Source organism: Rhodoferax sp. RT4P68 (genome assembly GCF_056521305.1).
In genome coordinates this window covers 408,448-422,987 of sequence record NZ_JBWMBB010000004.1, presented here as the reverse complement: position 1 = coordinate 422,987, position 14,540 = coordinate 408,448, and the positions used below count along the sequence as shown (strand labels likewise).

The window sequence follows — 14,540 nt, the reverse complement described above, 5'->3', positions numbered from 1 at the left end:
GAAACTGAACACTGAAAAGAGCGAACCATGAGCAATATCAGCGGCTTGACCACCGAGCAGATCGCGGCACTGACCACCGATCAAATCCAGTCGCTCACCACCGCCGACATCGCCGTGCTGAGCACCGCGCAGGTGCAGGCGCTGACCACTGAGCACGTGGTCGCTCTCAAAACCAACCAGATCCAGGCGCTGACCACGGCCGGCGTCGGCGCGCTGACCACGGAGCAGGTGGCGGCGCTGGAGACGCGTGACGTCGCCGTGCTGAGAACCACGCAGCTGGCGGCATTGAGCACCTCGGCCGTCGCCGCGCTGGATTCGGCCCAGGTGCAGGCACTCAACAGTGCCGCCATCTCGGCCCTGAGCACCAGCGCCATCGCCGCGCTGACGACCAGCCAGATCGAAGCCCTGAACACGGCCCAGGTGCAGGCCATCACCACCGCCGGCATCGCCGCGCTGAGCACCGAGCAGGTGGCCGCGTTCGAGACGCGCGACATCGCCGTGCTGCGCACCACCCAGGTCGCCGCGCTGACCACGGCTGGCGTGCAGGCGTTGACGACCGCGCAGATCGGCGCCGTGACCACCGCCGGCATCGCCGCGCTGGGCACCAACGACATCGCCGCGCTCACCACCGAGCAGGTGCAGGCGCTGGGCACGGCCCAGGTGCAGTCCATCACCACGGCCGGCATTGCCGCGCTGAGCACCGAGCAGGTGGCCGCACTGGAGACGGCCGACCTCGCAGCGCTGCGCACCAGCCAGATCGCCGTGCTGAACACCGCCAGCGTCGCCGCGCTGACCACGGAGCAGGTGCAGGCGCTGACCTCCACCCAGGTGCAGGCCGTGACCACCGCCGGCATCGCCGCGCTGACGACCGACCAGGTCGCCGCGCTGGAAGTGAATGACCTCGCCGCGCTGCGCACCACGCAGATCGCCGCGTTGACGACGGCGGGCGTCGCCGCGCTGACCACCGGCCAGGTGCAGGCGCTGACCACCGCCCAGGTGCAGGCCGTGACCACGGCCGGCATCGCCGCGCTGACGACCGAGCAGGTCGCCGCGCTGGAGACGCGCGACGTCGCCGCCCTCAGCACTGCGCAGGTCGTCGCGCTGTCCACCGACAGCGTGGCCGCGCTCACTAGCACCCAGGTGCAGGCGGTGACGACGGCAGGCGTGGCGGTGTTGTCCACCGCCGCCGTGGCAGCGCTGACCACCGGCCAGGTGCAGGCGCTGACGACGGCGCAGGTGCAGGCCGTGACCACCGCCGGCATCGCCGCGCTGACGACCGAGCAGATCGCCGCGCTGGAAACGCGTGACGTCGCCGTGCTGAAGACCACGCAGGTGGCCGCGTTGGCCACCGACAGCGTGGCCGCCCTGACCACCGCGCAGGTACAGGCGCTGACGACGGCCGGCGTGGCCGTGCTGTCCACCGCCAGCGTGGCCGCGCTGACCACCGAGCAGGTGCAGGCGCTCACCTCCACCCAGGTGCAGGCCGTGACCACCGCCGGCATCGCCGCGCTGACGACCGAGCAGGTCGCCGCGCTGGAGACAGGCGACGTCGCCGCCTTGCGCACCACCCAGGTGGCGGCAATGACGACTGCGGGCGTCGCCGCGCTCACCACCGGCCAGGTGCAGGTGCTGACGACGGCGCAGATCCAGTCGGTGACCACGGCCGGCATCGCCGCGCTGACCACCGAGCAGGTGGCGGCGCTGGAGACGCGCGACGTCGCGGCGCTGAAGACCACGCAGATCGTGGCCCTGTCCACCGACGCCGTGGCCGCGCTCACCACCGCCCAGGTGCAGGCCGTGACGACCGCTGGCGTGGCCGTGCTGTCCACCGCCAGCGTCGCCGCGCTGACCACCGACCAGGTGCAGGCCCTCACCTCCACCCAGGTGCAGGCCGTGACCACCGCCGGCATCGCCGCGCTGACGACCGAGCAGGTCGCCGCGCTGGAAACCCGCGACATCGCCGCGCTCAAGACGACGCAGGTGGCCGCGCTGACCACCGCCGGCGTCGCCGCGCTGACCACATCGCAGGTGCAGGCCGTGACCACCGCTGGCGTGGGCGTGCTCTCCACCGCCAGCGTCGCGGCGCTGACCACCGACCAGGTGGCTGCCCTGACCTCGACCCAGGTGCAGGCCGTGACCACGGCCGGCATCGCCGCGCTGACCACCGAGCAGGTGGCCGCGCTGGAGACCGCTGACCTGGCCGCGCTGCGCACCACGCAGATCGGCGCGCTGACGACCGCAGGCGTGGCCGCGCTGACCACCGGCCAGGTGCAGGCGCTGACCTCGACCCAGATCCAGTCGGTGACCACGGCCGGCATCGCCGCGCTGACGACCGAGCAGGTCGCCGCGCTGGAGACGCGCGACGTCGCCGCCTTGAAGACCACCCAGATCGTGGCGCTGACGACCGAGGGCGTCGCCGCGCTGACGACGTTGCAGGTGCAGGCCGTGACCACCGCCGGCATCGCCGCGCTGTCCACCGCCGCCGTCGCCGCGCTGACGACGGAGCAGATCGCCGCGCTGACCACCTTGCAGGTGCCGGCCGTCACCACCGCGGGCGTGGCTGTGCTGTCCACCACCCAGGTGCAGGCCATCGAGACGGTGGACGTGGCCGTGCTGCGCACCGCGCAGATCGCCGCGCTGGGCACGAGCGAGATCGCCTCGCTGACCACGGCCCAGGTGCAGGCGCTGACGTCCACGCAGATCCAGTCCGTCACCACGGCCGGCATCGCCGCCTTGACCACCGAGCAGGTGGCGGCGCTGGAGACGCGCGACATCGCGGCCTTGACGACGCGCCAGGTCACGGCCTTGTCCACCGACGGCGTGGCCGCGTTGACCACGGCCCAGGTGCAGGCGCTGACGACGGCCGGCGTGGCCGTGCTGGCCACCGGCGCTGTGGCCGCCCTCACCACGCTGCAGGTGCAGGCGCTGACCTCCACCCAGGTGCAGGCGCTGACCACGGCCGGCATCGCCGCGCTGACGACCGAGCAGGTCGGCGCGCTGGAGACGCGCGACATCGCCGCGCTGAAGACCACGCAGGTCGCCGCGCTGACCACCGACGGTGTGGCCGCCTTGTCCACCACCCAGGTGCAGGCGCTGACGACCGCGGGTGTCGCCGTGCTGTCCACCGCCAGTGTCGCGGCGCTGACCACCGCCCAGGTGGCGGCCCTCACCTCCACCCAGGTGCAGGCCGTCACGACGGCCGGCATCGCCGCCTTGACGACCGAGCAGGTCGCCGCGCTGGAAGTGGGTGACCTCGCCGCCCTGCGCACCACGCAGGTCGCCGCGCTGACCACGGCGGGCGTCGCGGCGCTGACCACCGGCCAGGTGCAGGCGCTGACCACGGCGCAGGTGCAGTCGCTGTCCACCGCCGGCATCGCCGCGCTGACGACAGAGCAGGTGGCCGCGCTGGAGACGCGTGACGTCGCCGCGCTGAAGACGACGCAGGTCGTGGCCTTGTCCACGGACAGCGTGGCCGCGTTGACCACCGCCCAGGTGCAGGCGCTGACCACCGCCGGCGTGGCCGTGCTCTCCACCGCCAGCGTGGCGGCATTGACCACCAGCCAGGTCGCCGCGCTGACCTCGACCCAGGTGCAGGCCGTGACCACGGCCGGCATCGCCGCGCTGACGACCGAGCAGGTGGCGGCCATCGAAGTGGCCGACCTCGCAGCGCTGCGTACCACGCAGATCGCCGTGCTGACCACCGACGCCGTGGCCGCGCTGACCACCGCGCAGGTGCAGGCGCTGACCACCGGCCAGGTGCAGGCCCTCACCACCGCCGGCATCGCCGCGCTGAACACAGAGCAGGTGGCCGCGCTGGAGACGCGTGACGTCGCCGCGCTCAAGACTACGCAGGTCGTGGCCTTGTCCACCGACGCCGTGGCCGCCTTGACCACCGCCCAGGTGCAGGCGCTGACCACGGCCGGCGTGGCCGTGCTCTCCACCGACGCTGTTGCCGCACTCACCACGCTGCAGGTGCAGGCGCTGAGCTCCACCCAGGTGCAGGCGTTGACCACGGCCGGCATCGCCGCGCTGACCACGGAACAGGTCGGCGCGCTGGAGACGCGCGACATCGCCGCCTTGAAGACCACGCAGGTCGCCGCGCTGACCACCGACGGTGTGGCCGCGCTGACCACCGCCCAGGTGCAGGCCCTGACGACGGCCGGCGTGGCCGTGCTGTCCACGGCCGGTGTGGCGGCGCTGACCACCAGCCAGGTGGTGGCCCTGACCTCGACCCAGGCGCAGGCGCTCACGCTCGCCGGCATCGCCGCGCTGATGACCGACCAGGTGGCTGCGCTGGAGGTGGGTGACCTTGCCGCCCTGCGCACGACCCAGGTTGCCGCGCTGACGACGGCAGGCATTGCGGCCCTGACGGTTGGCCAGGTGCAGGCGCTGACCTCGGTTCAGGTGCAGGCCGTGACGACTGCCGGCATCGCCGCGCTGACCACCGAGCAGGTGGCCGCGCTGGAGACGCGCGACGTCGCCGCGTTGAAGACCACGCAGGTCGTGGCCCTGTCCACCGACAGCGTGGCCGCATTGACCACGGCGCAGGTGCAGGCGCTGACCACGGCCGGCGTGGCCGTCCTGTCCACCGCCGGCGTGGCCGCGCTGACGACCAGCCAGGTGCAGGCGCTCACATCCACCCAGGTGCAGGCGCTGACGACAGCCGGCATCGCCGCACTGAACACCGAGCAGGTGGGCGCACTGGAGACGCGCGACATCGCGGCGCTGAAGACCACGCAGGTGGCAGCCCTCACGACCGACAGCGTCGCCGCGCTGACCACCGCCCAGGTGCAGGCGCTGACGACGGCCGGCGTGGCCGTGCTCTCCACCGCCAGCGTGGCTGCGCTCACCACCGGCCAGGTGGCGGCGCTCAGCTCCACCCAGGTGCAGGCGTTGACCACGGCCGGCATCGCCGCGATGACCACGGAACAGGTCGCGGCGCTGGAGGTGGGCGACCTCGCCGCCTTGCGCACCACGCAGGTGGCCGTATTGACCACCGATGCCGTTGCCGCGCTCACCACCGCCCAGGTGCAGGCGCTCACATCCGCCCAGGTGCAGGCGCTGACGACGGCCGGCATCGCCGCGATGACGACCGAGCAGATCGGCGCGCTGGAGACGCGTGACGTCGCCGCGCTGAAGACCACACAGGCCGTGGCCCTGTCCACCGAAGCCGTGGCCGCGCTCACCACTGCGCAAGTGCAAGCGTTGACGACGGCCGGCGTGGCCGTCCTGTCCACCGCCAGCGTGGCGGCCTTGACGACCAGCCAGGTGCAGGCGCTGAGCACCACGCAGGTGCAGGCGCTGACGACGGCCGGCATCGCCGCGCTGACCACCGAGCAGATCGGCGCGCTGGAGACGCGTGACGTCGCCGCCCTCAAGACCACGCAGATCGTGGCCTTGTCCACCGACAGCGTGGCGGCCCTGACCACCGCGCAGGTGCAGGCGCTGACCACGGCCGGCGTGGCCGTGCTGTCGACCGCCAGCGTCGCCGCGCTGACGACCGAGCAGGTTCAGGCGCTGACCACCGGCCAGGTGCAGGCCCTGACCACCGCCGGCATCGCCGCGCTGACCACCGAGCAGGTGGCCGCGCTGGAGGTAGCCGACCTGGCCGCGCTGCGCACCACGCAGATCGCCGCGCTGACCACTGCGGGCGTGGCGGCATTGACGACCGACCAAGTGCAGGCCCTCACCTCGGTGCAGGTGGGCGCGCTGACCACGACCGGCATCGCCGCGTTGACGACCGAGCAGGTCGCCGCACTGGAGACGCGCGACGTCGTCGCCCTGAAGACCACGCAGGTCGCCGCGCTGACCACCGAGGGCATCGCCGCGCTGACCACCGCGCAGGTGCAGGTGCTGAGCACCGCCGCACTGACGGCGCTGGGCACCACCGGCGTGCAGGCATTGACCACCGACCAGGTGGCGGCGTTGACGACGACGCAGATTCAGTCGCTGACCACCAACGCCATCGCCGCGCTCACCACCGAGCAGGTGGCGGCGCTGGAGACGCGCGACATCGTGGCGCTGCGCACGACGCAGATCCGCGCGCTGGAAACCACCGACCTGGTCGCACTGACGACCACCCAGGTCGCCGCGCTGACGACCACGCAGGTCGAGGCGTTGACGACGGTGCAGATCAGCGCCTTCACCACCGAACAGGTGTCGCACCTGGCGCTGGGCACGCCGGTGATCTTCGACCTGGACGGCGACGGCGTGCAGACGCAGAGCATCCAGGCCGGCGTGAGCTTCGACCTGTTCGCGCAGGGCCAGGCGGTGCAGACCGGCTGGGTCAGCAGCGGTGACGGTTTGCTGGTGATGGACCGCAACGCCGACGGCACCATCAACGACGGCTCGGAACTGTTCGGCTCGTCCACCCGGCTGGCCAGCGGCGAGAAGGCCGTCGACGGCTATGCCGCGCTGCGCGAGCTGGACGCCAACCAGGACGGCGCGCTGACCGCCGACGACGCCGCGTTTGCCGACCTGCGGATGTGGGTGGACGCGAACTCCGACGGCATCAGCCAGACGGGCGAGGTCAAGACCCTGGCCGAGCACAACATCGCCAGCATCAGCGTGCAGACCCAGGCCGAGCTGAGCAAGAACAACGGCAACCTGGTGGGCCTGACGTCCAGCTACCAGACGACGGACGGCGCGACGCATGCGGCGGCCGACGTGTGGTTCGTGGCCAAGGCGGCGCCGACCGAGGCGGCGCAGGTGCAAGCGGTGCCAGAGCCGGATCTGACCGCGCAACTGGTGGCGCCGGATGCGGTTGCCGCGCCGGTGGCGGACATCGTGGCGGCGGCGCCTGCGGCCGCGCCCGCATCGCCGACGGATTTGCGTTCACGCGTCAGCGGGCTGGCGCAGGCCATCGGCAGCTACGGGGCCGACCCGTCGGGTGCGGGTGGCACCGGCCTGCCGGGTGTGGACGCGGGCACGGTGGCGGCCAAGGCCGGCAGCGCGCAGGCGGTAGTGGTCGGCATGGCCGAGGCGATGCGGCAGTTCGACGCGAATGGGCAGCCGGTGGCATCCGCGCCGGTGGCGGCGGTGGCGACGCTGGGCAAGTCGATGACGGCGCTGCAGGGGCTGCAGGATCCGGCGACCGGGATGCTGGCGGTGGGGGCTGGTGGGGTGGCGAAGGTGTGAGGCAGATCCCCCGCGCCTACATCAGGGGCGGGGGTGCTGGCTGGCGTGTGACCAGCTCAATTGGTGAGAAGGCTTCTGACTGATTGGCGCATTCGTCGGGTAGCGCAGGTACACCAGCTTGCTGCGGCTGAAGCCCCTGCCGCAGCGCCGTTCATCTTCCCTGGCCGATCCATGCGCCGGGCCATACCGCAGCTGATTAACTTCTGGCGACCTCGTGCAGCTTGGCTGCTTGAATGCTGTGACCTCGATTTCGATTTTCATGCGTGGGTCCGCGAGGCCAGCAGAGATCGTCATGGCTGCAGGGCGTACCGAGCTGAAACACTTGCGAAGCGCGGGCCAACACTCCCTGAATTCATCAGCATTGGGGGGAACATAGGTCACTCGCGCAACATCGGTCATATCTGCGCCAGCCTCCTTGAGCGCGGCATCATCGAGTCGCGATCCTTCGCAAGAAAAAGACTTTTCTGCTCAAGCTCGGCAGAAAGCTCAAATCAAAGAAATCAAGAAGCGTCCAATTTCTAGAGCCGCACTCAAGGTATAGGTCTGGCTCCAAATGAGAAATAACAAATTTCGGACTTCCAACCATGTTCTGCATTCGCATTTCTAGCGTTGCCGGCATGTCCGTTGGGTCCAGCTTCACACAGACCTCGCTTCCCTCTTTAAGCGATGTCAGGCGCTTCCCGTTGCAGAGCAAGTCCAGCGGCGCGAACTTCCCATACCAGCCGGAATGACGTGTGACGAAGACATTCATGACTGTCAACGCCGAAATTGTGGGGCGGCGAAGCCGTCCCACACGAATGACCTGTTAGCCCGCATCACGGCCCAACTCCCAAATGCTTCAGCGCCCATGCTGTCAGCACTGCGGCGACGATACCAAAGGTCCACTTTACGGCCGGTTTGGCCATGCCGCTCCAGGCCGCAGAAGCCATCCGCCTCCACAAAGATCCCCGCCTAGCTTCTCTCTGCAGCAGCAATTCGTCGAGAAGAAGCCGCATCCGGCGAACCGACTGGCGAGGGACGTTCGCGGCAGAGACTCTTATCAGCGCGAGGTAATGCTCGTAAGAACTCTGATCAAACTTGCGCGCTTCCGCTTGACTCCTGCGGTATACGCCGGGCGTGTGCTCTACCAGCGCGACGAACTTGCTCAGCGGAAAGACAGCTTCGACAACGGCGCCGAGCTCCTGAACAAGGCTGCCAGTTAGCGTGTCCTTGAATGGGAGCACAGTAGCCGAGACTACATCTATGGCCACGCGCTCCCTTTCAGTCAGTCCATTGGCGCATATGGATTGAAGCTCGCGCATCACACTTGAGACGGACGGACAGATGGGTTGCGGGCCGATGGAGTTCCAAACGTCCCGAATTGCTGCCTCAGTATGCGCGTCCGCCCTCGACAATTCGTCCTCGAGCTTACGACGCAGCAGGTTCGGGAGGTCTGACATCTGGTGCGGGCTAACGCCGCTGCTCAGCCGACGCCGTAGGTCGGATGCAGCAGCTTGCTATCGAGCATATTATTTCCCCAGCAAGAGCATGAGTACGAGATAAAACATGATCGTGCATGTGAGAAACATGTTCACCGCAATGAAAGAGACTTTACGCAGCAATGCATTCCAAACAATCAAGCACACGAAGCCCCCACCACCAAAAAACAAGATGAACACTTCCAGTGTGGACCGGAGATCGACAAGCGTCGGTACAAGGCGAATGCCAAAGAACATCAGCGGTGCACAGACAAGCGCTGCGAGAAAGACAAGCCGTGGCAGCAACGGCGCTTGCCCTTCCGGACGGCGCTCGCTAGTTTGATTTTCTAGAGGTACGACCATTGGTTTGCACGATAACGTCGGAGCTGACCGGACCGCAACACGTGCGGCGAAGCCGGCTCCTCGTGTTGTGGGTCCGCGTCGAGCGACTTGTTATCCGCGTTCATGTGTACCACATGAGGACGATTTGCCCGCCGCTGGCCGCTTGGTCGTAGAAGTTTTGCAGCTTCCTGAAGTTGGGCACGATGTATTCATCAAGAATCTCATCTCCCTCTTCCATCCATTGATCCGGGAATACGCCAACTCGATCCATTTCTTCGAAATCCGCAGCTTTGCGAAGTAACGATTCGTCTATGGCTCGCAGAGCAGATGCAATTTGTGAGACTTCCTTCGGAGAGAACACGCAAGCGGGCCCCATGCCAAAGTCGATCCCGGCCTCCTTCGTCGGGCCCCTACCTTCAATTCCGATCAACGCTGCGTCTGCCTCAAGCTTCTCAAGGGCACGTGCGGCAGCCACCAACTCGCCGGAGTCTTCGCGCTTTTTGAAGAGAGACTTGGCTCGGTCAAGAAGGCCTGCAGACTTGAGCTTGCGTTCCTCGCGCATGCTCTCCATGACACGGGCGTTGTGCGCCTGCTCGGCTCGTTTGCAATCAGAAACTAGCCACGCAATTGGATCCCACGCACGGTCGACGTCAATGAACTGGGCATCACCGAAGACGCTAACGTTCCCTGAAGCAAGGCGCTCTGGAGTTGCGAGAGCGGCAGGCAGTTGCTCAGGTGATAGCCTGATGTAGTAGGCGACGATGCTCATACGTGGCTAAAACGGATAACGTGTTGTCGAGCGCTTCTCGTCGCGCTTGATCACGACAACTGTCGCCGTATCAACCCGCGCGCCACGCGTGCAAGCTATTGATTCCACATCGTTTCTCCAAAAAAATGCGCCCGTTGAATCTACTAAATTTCCCATGAAGTAGCGCTCCCGTTACAAATTTCAACGTTCGCTCGAGGCCTTCCGAAAGCGCGTGGCTACCCGCACTGACAAAGTCCCCCTTGGCGTTCACCCCAACCCATCCAACACCCCCGCCCCCGGCAACAACCCCTTCCAAAACCCCGGCTCGTACTTCCACCACGCATGGCCCCCCATCGGCAAGTGGTGCCCATTCACCTCGTAGTACCAACTTGGCCGCAACTCCAGCGCAAACCGCGACGCGGTGATTTCGTTCGGCAGCACGAAATCCCGCGACAGCGCACCCATGAACGAGAAGAACAGGTCTTCGCTCGACCCCGTCTGGCAGAACACCCCAGTGGCCTCCGAGAACTCGCGCAGCAGCCCGATGCACTTGTCGATGCGCCGCAGGCTCAGCCCGCCGTTACCCACGTGCACCTTCAGCTGCTTGCCATACGCGCCCTCGAAGCGCCCCAGGTTCACGAACAGCTCGTTGCCCTGCGGCCAGGGCGCGCCGACATAGTCGAACGGCGCGGCGCACCATTCGTCCAGCTCGTCGCGCAGCACGATGGCGTCGGTCTGCAAAATCAGCAGGAAGCGGTGGTCGGCAAACCGTGCGTAGAACGCCTCGTCCAGTAGCAGCCGGTTGTAGCCGGGGATGCTCGCAAACGCGGCCGGCGCGAAGGCGATGAAAGGCACCTGCGGGTAGCGCTGCGCGTAGTAGTCCAGCGCCAGGCCCTCGGGCCCGATGAAGTGCACCGGCCGGCCCGCCAGCGCGCGCAGCGAGACGTCCAGCGAGTATTCTTCCAGCGGCGCCAGGCGTGCCTGGTAGATCGGCACCAGCACCACCACTGGCTGGGGGCCAGGCCCCGGCAGCGATTCACGACTTGTCATGGCTGTTCCCACATGAAGTTTTTCTTTTGCCCGGCATTTCACACCACGGCCCTGCGCCCGGGTGGCGCCCTGTGACGCGCACGGTCTACATCGAGCTCTCGCCCACGCCGATCTACCGGCGCATCGCGCTGGCCCTGGGGGCCGAGTTGACGCGCAAGGGGCTGACGGTGCTGGCCGTCAAGCCAGACGGGTTCAACAGCACCACGTTCGCCCAGTTCGTCGCGCAGCAGGGCGCGGATGCGGCGTATGTCTCCACGGCGGCGAGTAACGCCATCCAGTCGCGCGAGCCCGGCACGGGCCGGCACTACTTCGAGAGCTTTCCCGGGCGGCTGGTGTTTCTGCACCAGGACGCGATCCTCGGCGGGCTCGACCTGCTGGCCGGCATCGCCAAGTTGCAGGCCTGGCAGCGCGTGGCCGATCGCACCGCGCACTTGTGCATCGAGGCGGACAACATCGCCGATCTGGCGTCCGTCGGCATCGCGGGCGCCCAGCTGGTTCCCCACGCCAGCGAGTTCGCGCCGGTGGCACCCACCGAGAGTGGCTTCGACTACGGCGCCGCGTTCGTCGGCCATGCCGTGCCCAGCCAGGCCTACCCGATCGACACGGCCTCGCCCCGCGTGCGCGCCGTGCTGGAGGATGCCGAGCGGGCGCGCGGCGCCGATTTCGCCACGCCATTGGAGCCACGTGTGAAGGCCTGCGCCGACCAGGCGACTGAGGGGCTGGGCACGCCGGCAGACCAGGCCGTATTGCGCGTTGCGCAGGCACAGTGGCTGCGCAACGCCATCACCGGGCGCACGCTGCCGCTGCGGGGCTGGGTGTTCGAGCAATGCGGCATCGCGCCGCTGCACATCTTCGGCGGCGACCCGGCCTATCTGCATGGGGTCGAGCGGCACCTGCAGGTGGCGCGGCCCGGGGTGCACTACCACCCGGCCGTGTATGACACGACGGAGCTGCAGCGCGTGTTCAACCGCAGCGTGCTGCATGTGAACGTGTCGTCGCTGCAGTTCGACCATGCGGTGGTGAACCGCTTCCACGATGTGATCCTCTCCGGCGGGCTGTGCCTGACGGATGCCCGCGCGGGGCTGGCAGAGCTGACGTCGTTGCATGCTGAGGTCTCCTTCCGCACGGTGGACGAGTTGCGTGACCGGGCGCTGCACTTCGCGCGGCCCGAACACGCACGTGAACGGGCCTTGCTGATCGAGGCGGTGCAGCGCGATGTGCTGCGCAACTCGGGCTATCCGCTGGTGGCGCAGGCCGTGGTGCGGGCGCTGCGCGAGGCCTGAGCGCCGCCCGGCCGCACGCAGGCGCGCAGCACCGCAACGCGCAGCACGAAGGTGCCGCTGCGGATGCAGCGCCGGGCCGCCCCAAGCAGCGCGCACCGCAGGCGAAGCCGAAGCAGGGCCGACGCGCTCAGCCCGGCAGCCGCTTGCGCATCTGCGTGACCAGGTTGGCGCCCATCCACTCCTGCTTCAGGATCTGCAGGTAGCCGTTGTACCCATAGATCTTGGCCCAGCGGTTCGTGTCGTCGAAGTAGCAGGGGAAGGTCTCCTCCGTGATGATGTTCACGTGGGTCGGGTCCTGGAAGGCGGCGTTGTGCGGGTAGGCCGGCGTGACGGACAAAAAGATGCCGTCCACCTTCAGCACGCGGTAGATCTCGTTCATCAGCATCACGAACGGGTTGCGGTGCTTGGGCGCGTAGATGACGCGCGGCACGTGCTCGATGAACTGGTAGGCGGTGACGAATTCGAAGCTGTCGTCGGCATACGGGATGGGCTCGATCGCCAGGTCGGCAGCGGCGATGTTGCGGCCGATGTCCTCGCGGATGTCGACGCCGAACACTTCGTCGGCCTTGTAGGGGTTCTGAGGGTTGGGGCCGCAGCCCAGGTCCAGCGTTTTGGTCATCGGGTCTCCAGGGTGTTCGGTGGGCAGGCCAACGCATCGTGTGCGCCGCCCAGTTGTGTGGCTCGCCACATGGCGGTGTAGGCGGCTTCGAGGTGGCGGCGAAATCCATCGGTGTCGCACAGGGCCGGCTCGCCCGAGCGGGTCAGCAGGCGTTGGCGTAAGGCCTGGCGGCGCGCCGGGTCCAGCGCCAGGGCCAGCGCCAATGCTTCGTAGGCTGGCAGCGAATCGGTCGCCAGCTCGGGCACGCCGGCCGCGTGCACCAGGCTGCCGGCCACGCGCGAGGGGAACGATCCGCCCATGCAGGTCACCACCGGCAGGCCGGCCATCAGCGCATCGGCAGCCGTGGTGTGGGCGTTGTAGGGGTGCGTGTCCAGAAACAGATCGGCCTGGCGGTAGCGGGCCAGGTGGTCTTCCACGCGTGGCACGCGGGTGGCAAAGACGAGTCGATTGCCGGCGATGCCGCGCTGCTCGGCCTCTTGGCGCAGGTTGGCCTGCGTGCCTTCGCCGCGTGAGACCAGCCACAGCACGCTGCCGGGCACCTGGGCCAGCAGGCGCATCCACACATCGAACACCGGCGGCGTGATCTTGTAGTCGTGGCTGAACGAGCAGAAGACGACGCCTTCGCTCGGCAGGCCGCACTCGGCGCGCGTGGGCGTGCGCTCGGCGATCTGCACGCTGTCGTCCACAGGCAGGTAGGCATCGGGCAGGTAGACCACGCGCTCGTCATAGCAGGCCTGGTGCGCGGGGGGAATGATGTGCCGGTCGGCCAGGATGTAGTCGAAGTAGCTGACCCCCATGGTGCCGGGGTAGCCCAGGTAGTTGACCTGCACCGGCGCCGGCCGCCAGGCGAAGGCGGCGGTGCGCGTGTCCGACGTGTAGCCGCCCAGGTCGATGGCGATGTCGATCTCGCGCTCGCGCATCCAGCGGGCGATGCGCTCGGCCGTCCAGTCGCGTGCGTCCACGAACTCGTCGAACGCGGCGAGGATGCGGCCGCGTAGCCGGCTGCCGTCGTCGGTGCCGAGCGAGATGGCAATCGTCTCGAAGCGGTGCTTGTCGTGCCGCTCGAAGATGCCGCACATCAGATGGCTGACGGGGTGCTCGCGCAGGTCGGGCGAGACATACGCGATGCGGATGCGGTCGTGCCGGTAACGCTCGCCGTTCCACAGCGCCACGGCCTGGCGCGGGTTCTGGTGCGCGGCGAACAGGCGCGCGGCCTGCTGGTGCTCGGCCGCGTCGCTGGAGGCCGACATGAACGCCAGCGACTTGCACACGCGCCGGCCGGCCCGCACGCCTTCGACGATGCGCGCGCGCAGGCTGTCGAAATCGGTCCAGTCGCACACGTGCAGGCGCTCGAAGAACAAGAGGCCCAGGCCGTAGTCGTAGTCGGGCTTGACCTGCACCAGTCGCTCGAACATGCGGATGGCGTGGGCGCTCTGCTTGAACTCCGTCAGCAGGATGCCGCAGTTGCCCAGCGCCGCCGGGTGGCTGGGCGCAAAGGTGAGGATCTGGTTGAAGCGGGCCAGCGCATCGTGGTGGCGGTGCAGCGTGCGCAGCAGCGCGCCGCTGTTGAGCAGCACGTCCACGTACTCGGGCTGGATGGCCAGCGCACGGTCGTAGGCCTGCAGCGCTTCGTCGAACCGGCCCAGGCCCTGCAGGATGCTGCCGTGCAGGTGGTGCAGCGGCGCGTAGGCGGGCGCGGCGGCGATGCCGGTGGCGCAGCGCTGCAGCGCGCCGGCACTGTCGCCAGCCTGCCAATCGATCAGGCCCAGCGAGTAGTGGGCCGGGCCGTTCGCAGGGTCGGCGGCCAGCACGTCGGCAAAGCGCACGGCGGCCTGGGCCGTCTGGCCGCTGGCTTGCAGTTCGATGGCTTCGACCAGCAGGGTGGAGATGGGCATCGGCGGATT

At 68.3% G+C, this 14,540-nt stretch carries 8 protein-coding genes and 1 pseudogene; 2 read left to right on the top strand and 7 right to left on the bottom strand.

The genetic code is table 11. From position 1 onward, the window contains the following. The first annotated feature begins 27 nt into the window (after nucleotides 1-27). Nucleotides 28-7,137 carry a heme utilization protein gene (locus AC099J_RS11325; RefSeq protein WP_479615337.1) on the top strand — a complete coding sequence of 2,370 codons (7,110 nt, stop codon included), beginning with the start codon at nucleotides 28-30 and terminating at the stop codon, nucleotides 7,135-7,137. A 21-nt stretch (nucleotides 7,138-7,158) separates the two neighbouring features. Here AC099J_RS11325 and AC099J_RS11320 read toward each other — a convergent pair. The 5 genes and pseudogenes from AC099J_RS11320 to AC099J_RS11300 form a co-directional block, all read right to left on the bottom strand. Then, nucleotides 7,159-7,554 (bottom strand): annotated as a pseudogene (locus AC099J_RS11320) (RidA family protein); the annotation flags it as partial. A 398-nt stretch (nucleotides 7,555-7,952) separates the two neighbouring features. After that, the gene (locus AC099J_RS11315) at nucleotides 7,953-8,576 is read right to left on the bottom strand and encodes a hypothetical protein (RefSeq protein WP_479615336.1); all 624 of its coding nucleotides are present in this window, start codon (nucleotides 8,574-8,576) and stop codon (nucleotides 7,953-7,955) included. Nucleotides 8,577-8,645: 69 nt separating this feature from the next. Continuing rightward, a complete protein-coding gene (locus tag AC099J_RS11310) occupies nucleotides 8,646-8,957 on the bottom strand; it encodes a hypothetical protein (RefSeq protein ID WP_479615335.1) in 312 nt (103 codons plus the stop codon). A 100-nt stretch (nucleotides 8,958-9,057) separates the two neighbouring features. Next, nucleotides 9,058-9,705, bottom strand: a complete 648-nt coding sequence (locus AC099J_RS11305) for a DUF1877 family protein (RefSeq protein ID WP_479615334.1) — start codon at nucleotides 9,703-9,705, stop codon at nucleotides 9,058-9,060. Nucleotides 9,706-9,951: 246 nt separating this feature from the next. Beyond that, the gene (locus AC099J_RS11300; protein WP_479615333.1) at nucleotides 9,952-10,734 is read right to left on the bottom strand and encodes a DUF5672 family protein; all 783 of its coding nucleotides are present in this window, start codon (nucleotides 10,732-10,734) and stop codon (nucleotides 9,952-9,954) included. A 26-nt stretch (nucleotides 10,735-10,760) separates the two neighbouring features. On the opposite strand from AC099J_RS11300, the gene AC099J_RS11295 reads away from it, so the two are divergent. Then, entirely contained in the window at nucleotides 10,761-12,017 is a 1,257-nt protein-coding gene (locus tag AC099J_RS11295; RefSeq protein ID WP_479615332.1) for a glycosyltransferase family protein, read from the top strand. 127 nt (nucleotides 12,018-12,144) lie between these two features. Here AC099J_RS11295 and AC099J_RS11290 read toward each other — a convergent pair whose 3' ends face one another. Together AC099J_RS11290 and AC099J_RS11285 are read right to left on the bottom strand one after the other, a co-directional pair. Continuing rightward, nucleotides 12,145-12,636 (bottom strand): class I SAM-dependent methyltransferase, encoded by a 492-nt coding sequence (locus AC099J_RS11290; protein ID WP_479615331.1) that lies wholly within the window; start codon nucleotides 12,634-12,636, stop codon nucleotides 12,145-12,147. Then, nucleotides 12,633-14,531: an O-linked N-acetylglucosamine transferase, SPINDLY family protein gene (locus AC099J_RS11285; RefSeq protein WP_479615330.1), complete on the bottom strand. Its 1,899-nt coding sequence runs from the start codon at nucleotides 14,529-14,531 to the stop codon at nucleotides 12,633-12,635. Before AC099J_RS11285 ends, AC099J_RS11290 begins: the two co-directional genes overlap by 4 nt. Between the last annotated feature and the right edge of the window lie 9 nt (nucleotides 14,532-14,540).